This is a genomic window from Calothrix sp. CBUCES-K 9914, assembly GCF_059640475.1.
This window is the reverse complement of sequence record NZ_JBXXZH010000025.1, coordinates 1-16289: the sequence shown is the minus strand read 5'-3', so window position 1 is coordinate 16289 and position 16289 is coordinate 1. Positions and strand designations below refer to the sequence as shown.

Below are 16289 nucleotides of genomic sequence, written 5' to 3'. Positions count from 1 at the left end.
CAACCTGAAGATAAGTTTGATCTGTGGCACCGATAATTTTCCAAGAATCTGTATTTATCTTATTTATAGAGTGAGTGAAATACTACAAGGGATAGAATTCGATCCCCCCAACCCCCCTTGATAAGGGGCTATAAACTACCTTTTTCTCCCCTTAATAAGCTACGGTGTACACACAAGTCTCTAAAAGTTACTTTTCTTCTCTTTCTTTGCGCCTTTGCGTGCTTTGCGGTTCGTAAAAAAATAACCGCAAAGTACGCGAAGTACGCGAAGGGAAGGAATATAAGAATGATAAAAAGATGTGTACATGGTAGCCTTAATAAGGGGGGCTATAAACTTAATTTTTCCATACCAATATTCTACATCATTAAAATTGGTGGTACAAAGAATTACATGTAGGTTAGCGTCACGCTGACTATAGCACAGGCGAGACGCCTATGCTACAACTGTAATCGAATTATGCGGCTAAAACGTTCTCGAAATTGTCCAAGCTGGCAATATCTTGTTGTGCATCGGGTTGACCGTAGATTTTTGATAGTTTCCCTGTGTTAGCTAAGACATCACGCACTTCTTTGTTTGAAATTTGGTTAAGGTTACGGTTGCTAACTAACGCTAGTGCTGCTGCAATACCGATACCTTGTCCAACTGCACAATTAAATTCTACAATTCTTCCTGCGGAGGATGCGTAACCTTCAAATCCTGATGCTGGACTAATAACTGCTATGTTTGGTACAGTTTTTAGTATTGCGTGTTGAATGCCGACGTTGAATAGTGGTGGGTCTAATTTTACTTCACCTAAGCCTTTTGCTGATGCACGGGCGCCTAATCCTTCAATGCCTCCACGGATATCAAAGTGGTAGCCAAATGTTCCTAGTGCTTCGGATGCTGGTACACCACCTTTGAGCATTTCGGCGCCTGTTAGTGGGTCAACAGCACCTTCAACGTTACCTGCATGACGGATGTATAATTCTGGTGCTGGTGTAACGGCAGTGGCGCCGATACTCTTAAACCATTGAATTAGTAACTGCATCTCTTTGAGCATTTCTGGTGTGGCTTTGGCATCACCGCGCGCTAAAGCTTCAGCTTGGTCGGCGTTGACATCAAATAATAAAGCGTTCCAAGACATTCTACCGTCAGGGAAAACGGCAATGTTTGCTTTGTCTAACACAGCGCTGCTTTGCTCTAATGATAAGGCAGTACCTCGGAATGCATGGTAGGCAATTGAAAGTGCAAAGCTACGAACATCTATATAATCGCTACCTGCATACATCGCAATTTTACTGAGGTCGTCTTTATTGTTTATAAATGGCTCTTGCAATTGGGAGAAGCGTCTGCGGTCTCTACCTGCTGCCGTATGTATCCATCTTTGTGCTTCAATATCATTAACATCAGCAAGACGCTCCATAAACTGCATTTCTACATTTTTCAGTGCTTGCACACTCAAACTTTGAGTTTCAAAAGTCAGTGTCACCGAAAGTTCCGAGTTCGGTAAACCAAATGTTTCAAACCCTTTGAGCTTACTTACACCAGCTGCAACAGCTAGTTCAGCGTTAACTGTAGAGTCAATAAAATTTTTTGCTGCATAGGTTTCACCATTAGTAAGACGAATACTTGTGATACTTTGTCCTTGTTTAGTAACCGACGCAATATCAGCATTGCTAAGAATATCCGCTTTAACTTCGCTTAACATTTGCCGTAGAACAGCGTCAGCTTTTTTGGGGTCAAGCGCGACCTGAACTACACCAGTACGTCTTAAAAATTCTTTATATATATCTGACTCATCACCATATACAGCCAAACCATACTGACTGCGAATATTAGCAGGTACAACCGAGCGGTCTAAGTAGGACAAACCACCACGAACCAAATGACCACCGATACCGAGTTGGGAATTACCTTTGAACAACAATAGCGAGCGTGGATATTTATTAGTGCGACGAAAATGTTCGCGCGCTGCACAAACCAAAGCCAGAATACCTGGGACTTCATCACCGAAAGCAATTATGTCATATATGCGAGTTGGAGTATTAGTATTTGGCATAGGTATTTCTCAATTGTATTGTTATTTAATATTCTAAAAAAATAAACAACAGAAATCAGTGCAATTCCGGATGACGATTTTATTAAGTGCTGAGTGCTGAGTGTTGAGTGTAAATTCCTAACTCCTAACTTTACTCAGCACTCAGCACTTTCTACTCAGTACTCTTTTGATATGGCGCCTGAAAAACTGTCATCATGCATCCGTAGTCATAGCTGTTTTTTTGGTATTAATTTTAATAGCCAGAGTACTAAAAGCAACTGCTATGACTCACTTCGGTATCATCTGTTTAGAAGCAACCGGACATTTGAACACTGTATTCCCCATTGGACGTGAAATAAAGCGACGCGGCCATACTGTGACTATTTTTAGCACTCTTGGAGCAAAAGCAAGGGCTGTTGAATTAGGATTTAATTTTCGAGGTATTGGTGAAAAAGAGTACTTAGGAAAAGCGTTTAAATCTGACACTCCTACAAAACAGCGGGAATTGCTGCGTTGTGCGATACTTTTGCTCAGATGGCGCAAAAGACACAAATCGGATTGCGTGATACTCCCCAGGCTATCAAAGAAGCTGGCGCCGAAGTGCTTTTAGTAGACTTGTCTGTTTTTGAAGGTGGGACTGTTGCTGATATTCTCAACCTGCCATTTGCGACAATATGTTGTTTATTACCATTTTATCAACACGAAACCGTTCCCCCCATCGCTACAACTTGGCAATATAACCCTGCATGGTGGGCGCCTGTCCGTAACAATACAGCGTATAGTCTATTTAATCGTATTTCTAAGCCTGTTTGGGAAGTGATATCTAAATATAGAAAAAAATATAACTTACCAGCTATATCAAACACAAACGATTTATTCTCAAACAAAGCTATTATTACTCGACATTTTCCCGAATTTGAGTTTCCTCACTCTTACCTACCACCGCATTTCTACTTTACAGGGCCATTTCACGAACCAGAAGGACGGCAAAAAGTTGATTTTCCATTTGAGAAGCTAAACGGAAAACCTTTGGTTTATGCTTCAATGGGGACGTTGCAAAATCGTTCTAAATATACTTTTCACTGTATCGCTGAAGCTTGTGCCACATTAGATGTACAGCTTGTAATTTCTTTGGGTGGAGGTTTAAACCCAGAAGCATGACCGAACTTACCTGGTCAACCAATAGTAGTAAAATATGCACCTCAATTAGAATTACTGCAAAAAGCAGCTTTGAATATAACTCACGCAGGACTTAATACAACCTTAGAATCACTTAGCTATGGTGTGCCAATGATTGCTATTCCTATTACTGACGACCAGCCTGGAGTTGCCGCACGAATTGCATGGACAGGCGCCGGAGAGTTAATCAATTTCTCACAACTTACGGCGCCTAAATTGCGAGAAACAATCAAGCAAGTACTAATACAACCGCAGTATAAAAAACGTGCATTAGAATTACAGCAAGCAATTAACCGTACAGGAGGAATTAGTTATGCAGTTGATATTATCGAACAACTACAAACAAAGACATTAGTAAAATCTTTAAAGTAATTTGTTAACCATTAGTTATCAAAATTTCTCATAAACATCTTCTTCCCAATACACAATCGCTGTGAATGCGCGAGTCATAAGTGGCGCCATTTGTTTTATTGACCCTTATCAGGCACCGCGCATCAAGGGTATGAAAGATTCATACTTAGACGTAAAAGCGATTATCACAGGAAATAAAACCGTTATGATTGAGATGCAGGTTTTAAATGTGTTGGGTTTCGAGAAGCGGGTGCTATATAATGCAGCCAAAGCCTTTTCAATTCAGCTTAGACTTGGCGAGGACTATACACTATTGAATCCAGTGATAGCCTTGACTATTACTGATTTTGACATGTTTGAAGGAAATAATAAAGTTACATCTCGCTACCGATTAAAAGAAAAAGAAGATTTAACCGACTATAGTGATGATATTGAACTAGTATTTGTCGAGTTACCCAAATTCAACAAACAACTTTCCGAATTAGAAACGTTATCAGATAAATGGCTGTACTTCCTGAAAGCAGCAAACACACTCACCTCTGTTCCACCTACTATGGAAGAAGTTCCAGAAATAAATCATGCGTTTGAAGTTGCAAGGGAAAGTAAATTAACCAGAAAGGAGCTAGATGTGCTAGAAAAACGAGAAATGTTTCTCCACGACAGCAAAAATGCAATTTTAAAAGCACAACAGGACGGTGAAGCTAAGGGTCGAAAACAAGGTAGAGAAGAAGGAGCACTCATAAAAGCACTTGCTATTGCGCGTTCGCTGCTTGGTGTTTTAGATGTACAAACAATCAGCCAGACTACGGGGTTAAGTGTAGCAGAAGTTGAAAAATTACAAAAATAAACATTATAAATAACAACTACGAAACGTTTCTTAGCTAACTTTGCAGTCGCTTACCATAACCGATTTTTTGGACTTTACAAAAAATATATTGCGCTTTTGTAGTCTGCTATACTATTATATAATTAATCATTCTCAAAAAATTTAAAACTGGTAGAAAATTATTGTGGGATGGGCATCCTTGCCCGTCTCTTTTTGACTGCCCCTACTATTTATATGTCAATTGTATAAACATTAAGTCTAAATTCATTTCTTGCCATATCACAGGAATTTCTTCAAAAATTATTCTCTGAAAGCCAGTTTGATCAATTAGGTCATAAATGATATTTAATCTACAAAATTTTTTTTCTACAGCTAGTAAGATACTTCCTCCAGTAGCTAATCTTGAATCTACCTCTGACAAGAATTTTTGCAATGATTGATAATCAGGGTCAAAGCCAGCTTTAAAACGTATGTCTTCTATCTCTCCAGGATTTTCTGATAACCAAGGAATATTCCAAACTATAATATCAAATTTATTAGATGGAACATTATCAAATAAGTCACTATGATAAATATCGCATTTTGTTCCCCACCATAATGCATTGGCTTGAGCATTTAAAACTGCCATAGGAGAAATGTCGGCACCACTTGCAATTACTCCAGGCAATTGTGCTATACTTAAAATAGCTCCACCTGTACCAACGCCCATTTCAAATACTCGGCACTGATGATTTGTTTCTAAAAATTGCCTAACTAACTTACTGGTAACTTTTGCAAGTTCTAACGTATTTATATCTGGAGGAAAAACAGTAGGTAATGTAATAATCTTTTTGTCGCCAAACTCCATTATTCCACAGGGAGTTTCTTTTAAATATTCTCTGGCTATTATTGGTAATGGTAAATTTAAGCTAATCATTGTTGTCGATTATTTAAAAGCGAGTATATAACCAGATTAATTGTAAATATTGTAACATGCCTCAGTATTTTCGACTAATATCAAAATATCTTCTCTAAAAATAGTTAATTACTTGAACTACCTTGCCTTGTGAGGCAGAAAATACGTAATTAAATTTGAAGCTATATTAAAACCAAGCAGCAAATAACCGCATATTTGTGAATTTTGAGATAATGCTATCCTGTAGGGAAGCAATTAAACCATTTCGCTTTGGGTATAATATAATATGTACTTAAGTTTCAATTAGTTATTTTTATTACCAAGAAAAGAAGAAAGCCGCAAGTGATACAAACTCGATTTTTCTGGGAATAATAACTACATAAGTTAAACAAGTCAAAAATATTAGCAAATTTGAGTTTTATGGCGGGTGCGAACATTAATCTTCCTGGCTATCACATCGGCGAACGAATCTATACTGGTTCGAGGACGCTCGTTTGCCGTGCGATTCGAGAATCGGATGGAAAAAGCGCGATCGTCAAGCTAATGCGGAATGAATATCCCAGCTTTAGCGAACTCGTTCAGTTTCGCAACCAATTTATAATTTCCCAGAATTTAACTATTGATGGAGTAGTTCAACCCTTATCGTTGGAGACGTATAACAACTCATACGTGCTGGTAATGGAGGATTTTGGTGGAATTCCCCTTGGAGAATATTTTCACCAATTTGACGATTTAGGGCTGAGTGAGTTTTTTGATGTGGGTATACAAATTGCTCAAGCGCTTGATGCGCTGCACAAAATGCGTATTATTCATAAAGATATTAAGCCTGCGAATATCTTAATTAACCCCGACACCAAACAAGTCAAATTAATCGACTTCAGTATTGCTTCGCTACTACCGCGAGAAACCCAGCAACTCAAAAATCCGAATGTTTTGGAAGGAACCCTTACGTATATTTCCCCAGAACAAACCGGAAGAATGAATCGCGGTATTGATTACCGTACAGATTTTTACTCGTTGGGTGCAACATTTTATCAGTTGCTGACACAACAACTTCCCTTCACAACGACAGATCTGATGGAGTTGATACATTGTCATATTGCCAAACTTCCTCCTACTGTCACCAGTATTAACCCAAAAATTCCTCAACAACTTTCAGATATTGTTGCCAAACTCATGGCAAAAAATGCTGAAGAACGCTATCAAAGTTCGTTGGGGTTAAAATATGACCTCGAATTGTGTCAGCAGTTTTGGAATTCACAAAGAAGTATACCAAGTTTTGAATTGGGACAGCGCGATTTGTGCGATCGCTTCATCATACCTGAAAAACTTTATGGTCGTGAAGTTGAAATAAGTCAGCTACTATCAGCTTTTGAGCGGATTAGCAACGGTAGCAGTGAGGTAATGTTACTGGCTGGATTTTCAGGAATTGGCAAAACCGCAGTTGTTAATGAAGTTCATAAACCAATTGTCAAAGAGCGCGGCTATTTTATTCGGGGCAAGTACGATCAATTTCAGCGTCACATTCCATTTTCCGCCTTTGTACAAGCATTCCGAGACTTGATGGGACAGTTGTTAAGCGAGAACAATACTTTACTTAAATATTGGAAAAAAAATATTTTACAGGTATTGGGGGAAAACGCCCAAGTTATCGTTGATGTTATACCTGAACTTGAAGCAATAATTGGCAAACAACCACAAGCTCTGCAACTTGAGGGAAATGCTGCTCAAAACCGCTTTAATTTACTTTTTCAAAACTTTATCAAAGTTTTTGCAACATCGGAACACCCGCTAGTTATCTTTTTAGATGATTTACAATGGGCTGACTCAGCATCGCTCAAGCTAATGCAGCTACTTGCTGCCGAGACAAATACTGAGTATATGTTGATAATCGGTGCCTATCGTGATAACGAAGTTTCGGCGGCGCACCCACTAACGTTGACACTAGCACAAATTCGCTCGTTGGGTGCAACAGTTAACGAAATCGCAATTGCACCGTTAGAACTTACAAATATTAACGATTTAGTTGCTGACACGCTCAACTGTTCGCGTGATCTTGCATTGCCGTTAGCTGAATTAGTATATCAGAAAACCAAAGGAAATCCATTTTTCTGCACACAGTTTCTGAAAGTATTGTACGAAGAAAGATTAATTACGTTTAATTTTGAGTCTCACTATTGGGAGTGTAATATTTCTACGGTTAGAGAACGGTCACTAACTGACGATGTTGTTGAACTCATCGCACAAGTATTAAAAAAACTTCCTACATCAACACAAAATGTACTGCAATTTGCGGCATGTATTGGTAACGAATTCGACTTAAATAGTTTAGCTATAGTTTCAGAAAAATCACATTTAAAAACTGCAACAGATTTATGGAAGGCACTGCAAGAAGAACTGATTATACCTAAAAATGAGACTTATAAGTTTTTCCAATCAAATACATCTGTTTCCGAATCAGGTAAAGCTGTAATTAATCCTACTCAAGTCAATATTAAATATAAATTTCTACACGACCGTGTTCAACAAGCTGCATACGCTTTAATTCCAGAAAATGAGAAGCAGGTAATCCACTTTAAAATTGGTAAGTTATTACTAGAAAATGTGTCAGATAGCGAACGTGAAGAGAAAATTTTTGATATTGTGAATCATCTCAATACAGGTATCTCTTTAATACAGTCAGCATCAGAACGTCAAGAAATTATAGAATTAAATTTATTCGCGGCGAAAAAAGCTAAGGCTGCAACTGCGTATTTAGCAGCACAAGAATATATAAATATGAGTTTGGGCTTACTTTCAGATGATTGTTGGGAATTACAATACGATTTAGCATTTTTATTATATAGAGAAAAAATTGAGATTGAATATTTAAATGGTAATTTCGATGTTAGCGAGAATCTTATATTTCAAGTCTTACCGCGACTAAAGCTAAATTTAGAGAAAGGCGATATCTTAAATATATTAATAGTTCAGCATACTTTAAATTACAAGTATATAGAAGGTATTAAAGTTGGTATAAATGCATTAAAACTTTTGGGTATTGATTTACCTGAAAGTAATTTTAATGAAGAATTGCACGCAGAATACGCTGAGGTAAATAGCTTATTGGCACAACGGAATATTACTAGTCTCATTAATCTACCGTCAATGGAATCGCAGGAGAAAATTGTTGCGGCAAGATTATTGATGAATTTAGACGCTGTTGCTTATATTGGGTTGCCACAACTTTTCCCAATTGTTGCTTTAAAGCTAGTCAAACTATCGCTACAACATGGCAATACACCAGAGTCCGCTCGTGGTTTTTCAGATTATGGAGTTTTACTTGGTGCAATATTCCAAGACTACAAATCTGGATACGAATTTGGAATGCTGGCAATAAATTTAAGTGATTTATTTAATACTCCAGCGTTGAAATGTCGTACTTATTTTATGTTCGCGAGCTTTATCAATCATTGGTACAAGCATATACGTTTTTCTAATTTGATCAATGAAGATGCTTACCGTTTTGGGTTGGAATCTGGAGAGTTTCAAAATTCTGGCTACTCGTTATGGGGAAAAACATTAAATCTCTTTTGTCAAGGTGCAAATTTAATTGATATTTTAGCAAATTTCTCTGGTTTTATAGATTTTTCTGAAAAAACGCATAATGTATCAACAACAGATGCACTAGTTAGTATTGAGTTAGTAGCTCGCAATTTATCTGGGTTAACAGCTAATTTAGATGATTTCTCGGCTGAACATAGCAGTGAGATAGAATATACAAATCGATGCGAATCACGTAAAAGTTTCCTTGGGCTTTGTAGTTATAAAATTATGAAGTCACAGGTATTATATATGTACGGTGACTGGGATGGTTCTTATCAGTATGCGATTGAAGCAAAAGAAATTCTTCTGTACGTAATGGGATTTTTCTGCATCGCAGTCCATAATTTTTATTACTCGCTAGCTTTAGTTAAGAAGTATGAAATAGAGAGCGATAAAGACGTAAAAACCGAATATTATCAACAAATCCAACAAAATCAAACCCAAATGAAAACTTGGGCGGATAACTGCCCAGAGAACTTTTTACACAAGTATCTATTAATCGAAGCTGAAATGTTAAGGGTTGCGGGTGATAATTTGAAAGCTATGGAAATGTACGACAAGGTAATTAACCTAGCTAAAGAAAATGAATACCTTCAAGAAGAAGCACTAGCTTGCGAACTTGCTGCTATGTTTTACTTAAGTTGGGATAAACCAAAGATTGCTCGAGTTTATCTAACTGACGCTTATTATGCTTACGCGCGGTGGGGTGCAAAAGCTAAAATCAGTCACCTAGAACAGCATTACCCACACCTGCTAAAATCAGTACTGGAACATCAAACAATCGAAGTCAAAACAACCGAAACAATAGTATTGAATGCAACACAAACGAAGTCTGACAGTAGCAGTTCAGTTGCTTCTGTATTTGACTTAGCAAGTATAATTAAAGCATCTCAAGTAATTTCGAGCGAAATTGAGATTGAACGCTTACTAGCTGTACTAATGAAATTAGTGTTAGAAAATGCTGGAGCAACCAAGAGCGTACTAGTTTTACTGAAGAATCAACAGATGTTTGTCGAAGCATCTGCAACAATTACCAAAATCGAAAAAATTGCCACTACTACGAGTATTGATTCGCTCCCCGTTGAAGAAAGTAATCTAGTACCTTTATCTATACTCAATTATGTCAAAAATTCGGCAAAATTCTTATTGGTTAATGATATTAGCAAACAAGCAAATTGGCTTTACGATAGTTATATTCAAAGCGAACAGCCTAAAAGTGTATTGTGTTTGCCTATAAATCGTCAGGGTAAGTTGATTGGGTTACTATATCTGGAAAATAAAAGCGTTGTAGGTGCATTTACAAGTGATCGCATCGAATTATTGCAATTGATTTGCTCGCAAGCTGCAATTTCAATCGAAAATGCCCAACTTTACAAACGCTCTCAAGTCTATGCTAAACAGATAGAATCTTCGCTATTTGACTTGCAAGCAACCAAGCAACAACTCGAAACCTCGTTTTCAGACCTCAAACAAATGCAACTTCAACTTGTACAAAGCGAGAAAATGTCCGCATTGGGTGGTTTAGTTGCAGGAATTGCTCACGAAATCAATAACCCAATAGGTTGTATAACGGGAAATATCGAACCGGCAGAGCAATATGTTGAAGATTTATTTGAAATTATTGACTTATACCAACACGAGCATACCCAACCAAGCGCAAAAATATGCAAGAAAATTAAAGCAGCAGACTTAGAATACATCCGCGAAGATTTGCCCAAATTATTAATTTCAATGAAGCAAAGTATTGACCGCATCTACGATATTAGCATCAGTTTGCGAACTTTCTCGCGTTCGGATAACCTTAAGCCGATTGTTTGCAACATTCATGAATGTCTCGACAGCACTTTATTGATTCTTAGACACAGACTCAAGGCATCAGAATCTCGACCGCAAATCGAAGTCATTAAAAATTACAGTAATGTACCAGAATTTGCGTGTTATCCTGGACAGTTGAATCAGGTATTTATGAACCTACTTGCTAATGCTATCGATGCTCTAGATGAATCTAATATAGGACTGAGTTACGAGCAAATTCAAGCTAGTCCTAATTGTATTACAGTTACAACTAGTATTAGTAAAGATCAGGAATCAGTTTTGATTAGTATTCGAGATAATGGTTTGGGAATGACGGAAGAAATTAAAGACAAGATATTTGAACATTTATTTACAACAAAACCCGTTGGTAAGGGTACGGGGTTAGGACTTGCGATTGCGCGGCAAATTATTGTCGATAAACATGGTGGTTCGATTCAAGTTTACTCTTCACCCCAACAAGGCGCCGAGTTTCTCATTCAATTACCATTTCGTACTAAGTAATGAAGTTAAACGTTGAGATGACAACCTTTTTCCGTAGTATTACGGTAACAAGTTACGTACCCACTTGCCGCTTGTAGCTAGGTAATCTTGATAAATTTACAATTATGCAGCAACTAACTGCACTCTCTTCAAGGTTAATTTAAATCAAATTACGTAGTTTCTAGCTTATCAATTTAATTGTCTGAGTGGTTTAGTGTATTTAAGTAGCACTATAAATCAGATTTAAAGTGTGATCAGAATTTCCGTGCGCTAGCGAGAAGTTTATATTTTAGATTTTATTGCTGGCACTTTGAACTCCTACGGGCATATACCTGCTCACAAGTTAAACCAAGTTAATCTTCTTTTTTTAAGATTTTTAAAAAAGTATATGTATACTAACGTTTCAACGCCTATTCTAAGCTACATGAAACAGCTAGAAAGCCAAGGACTAACAAACATAGAAGAGTTGTGCGATTACTTGTATGAACATTATCTTCAACAAGTAGACCAAGGGTTATACTCCAACGGTAGGTATACACAAGCAGGTAGCAATGTTATCGCTAAAGTTCAATCTGCTAAAAGCAACTCTAGTCCCGCAAATTTTTGGGATGGAGATGAAAACCAAGAGTCGAAAGAGTGTATATTATGGTGCGTTAATCATTACCTGGGTTTGAATCGTAATCAAAACGTTATTGATAAAGTTTGTGCATCTGTACAGAAATATGGAACTGGTTCTGGAACATCGGCTTTATCTGGTGGAATGTCTACTTTACATAAACAAGTAGAACTGAAATTGCAACAACTTATAGGGAAAGAAAGTGTTTTATTATTCCCAACTGGTTTTACTGCTAATCTAGGTTGTCTCTCAGCTTTACCTGGAAAAAAAGACTTAATTATATTTGACCGCGAATGTCACGCATCAATTATTGATGGAGTTAAGTTATCCGGTAAAAAGTGGGTGACATTTAAACACAATAATTTGCAAGATTTAGAAAAAAAATTAAGAAAGTATCAACTTGAATACGAAAATATTTTTGTCGTCGTTGAATCTGCTTATTCCATGAGTGGTGACCTGGCGCCGTTACAAGGGATAGTCAACTTAAAGCAAAAATATAAATTTTTAATTTATGTTGATGAAGCCCACACTTTTGGTATATACGGTAAAAATGGCGCTGGCTACTGTTCACATCTAGGAATTGTTGAACAAATTGATTTTCTTGCTTCGACCTTATCCAAAGCAACAGCATCAATTGGTGGATTCGTCGCACTGAAATCAAAGTATATTCCATTACTTCATTGGCGTGCTACTACATACACGTTTCAAGCATGTTTAACTCCAGGTGATGCAGCAGCAATTCTAGCGTCTCTAGAAGAAATTGAAAATAATCCTGGGATTATTGAGTCACTGCATGATAAAAATCAGTACATGCGCCTTCGTTTAAAAAGTGCAGGATTTGATTTAGGCACTAGCCAAAGTCCAATTATACCTATATTTATTTCTGAAGTAGAGAAGCTGCAAGCATTCAATAAAGAATTATACCAGAACGGTATTTTCTCTGTTTCTATTTTCTACCCAGTTGTAAAACCCCATGAAGGAAGAATCCGTTTTGTAGTCAGTGCAGCGCATACCATCGAACAAATCGATAAAACTGTCAATATACTCCATGAACTTGGTTTAAAATACGGCGTACTTGAACGGGTAATGGTTGCTGCGTAATAATCGTAGGGTGGGCACTGCCCACCTTACTCTCCTACTTTTTGTTTGGTGGTAATCTATTGGCATTGAGTGAGGAGCGCCCATTACGAATAATACGTGTCATTTCATTCAAATCTTGCTCAATGTGTTCGAGAACACTATCAGCGTAATCATCGGCGCCTTGTTCAATTTCAGTAGCTTCAGCAATAGCAGTTTCGCGCATTTGTTCTAACTCAACTTGACATTGACGACGCTTCAAGTCAATTTCTTCGAGAGTTTGCTGCATTAATAAATCACACTCTTGCTGAACTTTGCGTTTTAACTCCAAAGCTTCGTGTTCTGCGGAGCGAATAATATCACTTTCTTCTAAAATTTGCGCGCGTTTGGTTTGAGCAGCATCGACAATACGCTGTCCATACTCTTCAGCTTCAAGCAAAATTTCCTCTCTGTGCTGATTTATCATTATTGCTTCGTTAAACGCCGTCGGTAAGGTCAAACGAATATAATCAAGTAAATCCAGCAGCTTTTCCTCATTCACCAAGGTACGTTTAGTAAATGGAATGCGGAAACTAGCAAGAATCATCTCCTCCAAACGGTCAAGTGACTGCTGAATATTTAAGCATCCCTCGGGTTCTGGTTGTGAATTTCCAACAGTGTTTGGGTTGGAGGATTCGTTAGGGAGGGCGTGTTTTCCGTTATGCTCTGGTTCGATTGGGATTTTTGGGCGTAGCATTGGTATATTTCTAGGGCAACGTGCGGAGGAACAAGGTGATTGACAGAGCCACCAAACTTTGCAATCTCTTTTACCACACTACTACTTAAAAAACTATATTCATTTGATGTTGCCAAAAAAACAGTCTCAATTTGCGTTGAGAGCGTTTTGTTGGTATGTGCCATCTGAAGTTCAACTTCAAAATCGGAAATCGCGCGCAATCCCCGCAGTAGTACTTGCGCTCCTCTCATTTGGGCATATTTTACAGTCAGCCCATCAAAGCTGTCTGCTTCAACGTTTGGTAGATGCGGGGTGGACTTGCGAATTAGTTCAATTCGCTCCTGCACAGTAAAAAGAGGTGTTTTGTTCGGGTTACGCAGCACAGCTACAATAACTCGTTCAAACAAAGAAGCACCACGCTGGATGATATCGAGGTGCCCCAGTGTTACGGGGTCAAAACTTCCGGGATAAATCGCAATCACAGTTGGAGGTGCCTCTCATTACTGGAGTGATAATTATACCTAAAGTTTTTCCATTTTGACTCAGAAACTCATGTAAATTTAATAACTCGTGGTATTAGGAATTATTAGCAGTACAAGATATGAAGGCGCCTTTCGGTCATGGTAGATAACTTGTTTTGCTTCCACTGGGTTTATTTCGGTGGCAATTGGGCGCCCAGTGTTAGGATTGCGGTCAAATCGTGGATAATTAATGTTGGGTTACGCACGAGCGTACACCAACCAACGATTAAAGTTGGTGGCAAAGGATTTTCCATTTGTATTGTACGTTGCGCTTACCGTTTGCTGCTTCTTTTCTTATTTCTGCTTCTGACCAGCCAGGGGGCATTATATATAGATATGGTAAATGTAATCGTTTTGATTTTCGCTTTTGCTCGTACTCACAGTTGACATTACACAATTGCGAGTCAATTGCTGTAATTATTTGTTGTAAGAGATTTTCTGGGATGGTTTGTGTTAGTCCTAAATCTAGTTCTAAATAAATATTGTAACGCTGATTTTCAATATCTGGTGTAAATCTATATGTTACTATCGGTAAATTATATTTCTGTCTGATTGCTTCCATTGCCATCAAGACATGGTTGACGTGCATTTTCTCGCCTGTGATATTAGTCATATCCTGACTTTTACGAACGAATGCTAGTAATGGCGCCTGTTTATAAAACCCTGTAACTTCTACAATGTCATGAATTTGATAGCGGTAAAGTCCAGCAGTTGTAGTTAACAAAATACCGTAGCGTTTGCCTAATTCTATTTCATGGCTTAATAATATTGGTGGATTGTCTGAGTTTAATTCTTCTTCTGGAATAAATTCATAATAGTTAGTAGTTAGCGCTAAGATACCGCTAGGGGTATTATCTTGTAATGGTAGTGTTATTCTGGCTTCACTTGCTAAATATCCAAGGTCGCGGATAGGAACGGCGCCATAATAATTTACTAGCTTTTGTGCTTGAATACCAACAGTTCCACCCGTCCAACAACCAATAAGCTGGAGATGGCGCCAACAATCTTTGGGTAGTAAAGCATTTGTTCTATTAACTATTTTTTCTAGTTCTTTCGCTCTTTGAGGTTGAGGTTTGGTAGATTTAATCCCTAAAGTACCGTCATGAATAGCGCGAATAATATCTTCTTTATAAGTATTCGCAACTTCTGCTAAACGTAGTAAAGTACTTGGGTTAGGTGTGGAAAGATAAGAAACTTGGCGCCCAAAAGCAAAACGCGCAATGGCAAAATATCTTTGGTCATAGTCTTTTAGTTCAAAAACTTCATAAGGGATAGCATAAGAAAGTTTGATAATATAAGGAATTCGCTGATAAATTCTCCCAGAAATACTTCCATAGCTCATTCCTGAATCTGTATAACCTTCAACTGCTGGACTAACTATCCCTACTATTGCCTGTGAGAGAAACTGAGGATGGTTTACCAAGCTTCGGTAAAGCCATTGTTTTATCAACTCAGAACCCAGTTTTTCAGATGTTTCTGTAACGGGTATATACTTGGGTTTACCAGTTGTACCACTCGTTAAAGTTAACATTGTACATAATTCATTTGTTAGAATACCCGGTTGCCCTGCAACAATACGGTCAACATAGGGACGAAATCCTTCATAATCTCTAACTGGAACAAATTTATAGTAATCACGAGCAGTTTTTATTTGGGAAAACTTATGTTCTCTACCAAAAACAGTGTCAGCATTAGGCGCCAAAATTGAATGCAGAAGTGATAATTGTGCTGCTTCTGGATTCAATGCTGCAACATCAAGCTGTTTCGCTGGGCACCGACCTTGCAGCCTAACAAATGTACTTAAAATATAGGGCATAATTATTTTATTGAACTAGTCTCTGTGGTAAAAAATGTGTCCCTGTACAGGCGAGACGCCTATGCTACGGTTCATGATGTTTGTAACAAATAACTCATCCGTTACATCCGTTGTATCCGTTGCTCATCATACTTTTCTAATAGTTCATCTTTAACTTCAATTCCTAGTCCAGGTTTACGCAATAAACCGCCTTTACCACCATTCCCAAAACGAATGCTTTCACGGCTAATATCTTCGCTGAGTAACAAGTCACCGTAAGAACCCTCAACGAAAGTTACATCGTTTAGCCATGCAGCTAAATGTCTACCTGCTGCTGAAAGTATCGCAGTTTCTCCTACTTGACATCCGAGTTGGATTTTTATTCCTGCGGTTTGGGCTAATTGTGCAATTCTTATT

Annotated in this window: 11 protein-coding genes; 5 read left to right on the top strand and 6 right to left on the bottom strand. The window is 37.9% G+C overall.

Going from position 1 to position 16289, the window contains the following annotated elements:
* Positions 1-454 precede the first annotated feature (454 nt).
* The gene (locus AC2JBO_RS08080) at positions 455-2038 is read right to left on the bottom strand and encodes an FAD-dependent oxidoreductase (protein WP_496953116.1); all 1584 of its coding nucleotides are present in this window, start codon (positions 2036-2038) and stop codon (positions 455-457) included.
* A gap of 513 nt (positions 2039-2551) precedes the next feature.
* On the opposite strand from AC2JBO_RS08080, the gene AC2JBO_RS08075 reads away from it, so the two are divergent.
* The 3 genes from AC2JBO_RS08075 (at position 2552) to AC2JBO_RS08065 (ending at position 4394) form a co-directional block, all read left to right on the top strand.
* Positions 2552-3178 carry a glycosyltransferase gene (locus AC2JBO_RS08075; RefSeq protein WP_496953115.1) on the top strand — a complete coding sequence of 209 codons (627 nt, stop codon included), beginning with the start codon at positions 2552-2554 and terminating at the stop codon, positions 3176-3178.
* Between the two features lie 21 nt (positions 3179-3199).
* Entirely contained in the window at positions 3200-3568 is a 369-nt protein-coding gene (locus tag AC2JBO_RS08070; protein ID WP_496953159.1) for a glycosyltransferase, read from the top strand.
* A 61-nt stretch (positions 3569-3629) separates the two neighbouring features.
* Positions 3630-4394, top strand: coding sequence for an Rpn family recombination-promoting nuclease/putative transposase (locus AC2JBO_RS08065; RefSeq protein WP_496953114.1), 765 nt, complete (start codon positions 3630-3632; stop codon positions 4392-4394).
* Positions 4395-4599: 205 nt separating this feature from the next.
* On the opposite strand, the gene AC2JBO_RS08060 is transcribed toward AC2JBO_RS08065, so the two are convergent.
* Complete coding sequence (locus AC2JBO_RS08060) at positions 4600-5289, bottom strand: methyltransferase (protein WP_496953113.1); 690 nt, start codon at positions 5287-5289, stop codon at positions 4600-4602.
* 399 nt (positions 5290-5688) lie between these two features.
* On the opposite strand from AC2JBO_RS08060, the gene AC2JBO_RS08055 reads away from it, so the two are divergent.
* Positions 5689-11169 (top strand): ATP-binding sensor histidine kinase, encoded by a 5481-nt coding sequence (locus tag AC2JBO_RS08055; RefSeq protein WP_496953112.1) that lies wholly within the window; start codon positions 5689-5691, stop codon positions 11167-11169.
* 403 nt (positions 11170-11572) lie between these two features.
* Positions 11573-12865 (top strand): aminotransferase class I/II-fold pyridoxal phosphate-dependent enzyme, encoded by a 1293-nt coding sequence (locus tag AC2JBO_RS08050; RefSeq protein ID WP_496953111.1) that lies wholly within the window; start codon positions 11573-11575, stop codon positions 12863-12865.
* A gap of 34 nt (positions 12866-12899) precedes the next feature.
* On the opposite strand, the gene AC2JBO_RS08045 is transcribed toward AC2JBO_RS08050, so the two are convergent.
* The 4 genes from AC2JBO_RS08045 to AC2JBO_RS08030 form a co-directional block, all read right to left on the bottom strand.
* Positions 12900-13577 (bottom strand): ATP synthase subunit B family protein, encoded by a 678-nt coding sequence (locus tag AC2JBO_RS08045; protein WP_496953110.1) that lies wholly within the window; start codon positions 13575-13577, stop codon positions 12900-12902.
* Entirely contained in the window at positions 13460-14038 is a 579-nt protein-coding gene (gene coaD, locus AC2JBO_RS08040) for a pantetheine-phosphate adenylyltransferase (protein WP_496953109.1), read from the bottom strand. Before coaD ends, AC2JBO_RS08045 begins: the two co-directional genes overlap by 118 nt.
* 265 nt (positions 14039-14303) lie before the next feature.
* The gene (locus AC2JBO_RS08035) at positions 14304-15893 is read right to left on the bottom strand and encodes a GH3 auxin-responsive promoter family protein (protein WP_496953108.1); all 1590 of its coding nucleotides are present in this window, start codon (positions 15891-15893) and stop codon (positions 14304-14306) included.
* Positions 15894-15994: 101 nt separating this feature from the next.
* The coding region (locus tag AC2JBO_RS08030) for an enolase C-terminal domain-like protein (RefSeq protein WP_496953107.1) at positions 15995-16289 on the bottom strand (295 nt) is incomplete at its 5' end.